This window comes from Colwellia sp. BRX10-1 (assembly GCF_014077545.1).
In the GTDB taxonomy this organism is placed as follows: Bacteria; Pseudomonadota; Gammaproteobacteria; order Enterobacterales; family Alteromonadaceae; genus Colwellia_A.
In genome coordinates this window covers 1-1,123 of sequence record NZ_JACGWC010000073.1, presented here as the reverse complement: position 1 = coordinate 1,123, position 1,123 = coordinate 1, and the positions used below count along the sequence as shown (strand labels likewise).

Genomic DNA, 1,123 nt, shown 5'->3' with positions numbered 1-1,123 from the left:
CTTGAGTTCAAATGATGGATGCAACACATAGATTAAAATTCTCTGCTGGTGTTTCATATTCTAACGTCTTTCTTGGTCTTTCGTTAAGTCTTCTCGCAACACTGCTTAACTTTTGTTGGCTGTGTATAGATAAATCAGTTCCTTTGGGGAAATATTGTCGGATTAGCCTATTAGTATTTTCATTTGATCCTCTCTGCCAAGGAGAATAAGGATCACAAAGATATACTGGAATTTTTGTCGCTATCGTAAATTCTTTGTGATTAGTTATTTCATAACCTCTGTCCCATGTGAGGGATTTATACATTTCTCTTGGTAACTTTTTAGCATTTTTTATTAATTCTTTTATGACCGTCTTAGTTTTACTATCCTGAACTTTAACAAGCATTACATAGCGTGAATGACGCTCTACAAGGGTTGCAATATAGCTATTATTACAACCTTTAATTAAATCTCCCTCCCAATGTCCAGGAACAACTCTATCTTCTACTGACTCAGGCCTTTCACCGATTGTGAGTCCATCTGATATTTTCCCATGTCCTTTATTTTTTAGTGTGGCGTGGCGGGAGTAGCGCATGATGCGCTTTGATCTTAAACATTTTTGTAGTTCTTTTTTTAATGCGCCCCTTGTTTGAATATACAACGTTTTATATATCGTCTCATGTGACACTTGAAAGTCTTCATTATTAGGATGAGTTCTTTGTAGCCAACCCGCTATTTGTTGTGGTGACCATGCGCACTTTAGTTTGCGAGCGACAATAAGAGTTAGCTTTTTATTTAATGCTAACTTACATGTTTTAGGTCGCTCTGCTCTTTTCCATGCAGCTTTATCTGCATGTGCAGCACGATATTTATCATAGCCACCGTTACGATTAATTTCACGGCAAATAGTTGATGGTGGACGGTTGAGCTTAGTAGCTATAGATCTCCTTGATAGGCTGGCTGAAATACCACGAGAAATCTCTTCACGTTCATCCAATGTTAAATGATTTTTTGCCCTTTGTTTGTTGTTAGGTCGTATACCTCCAGTCGCCGCTATAATGCGGGATATAGAAGGATGATGTCGGTCAAACAATCGAGCTATATCATTAAGCGTACTTCCTTGTTGGTATTTTTCCCACATTAA

Annotated in this window: 1 protein-coding gene; it reads right to left on the bottom strand. The window is 37.8% G+C overall.

Annotated features, from left to right (window positions below; genetic code table 11):
* Window positions 1-7 precede the first annotated feature (7 nt).
* A partial coding sequence (locus H4J75_RS19575; protein ID WP_182223053.1) for an IS30 family transposase occupies window positions 8-1,123 on the bottom strand: 1,116 nt, incomplete at its 5' end.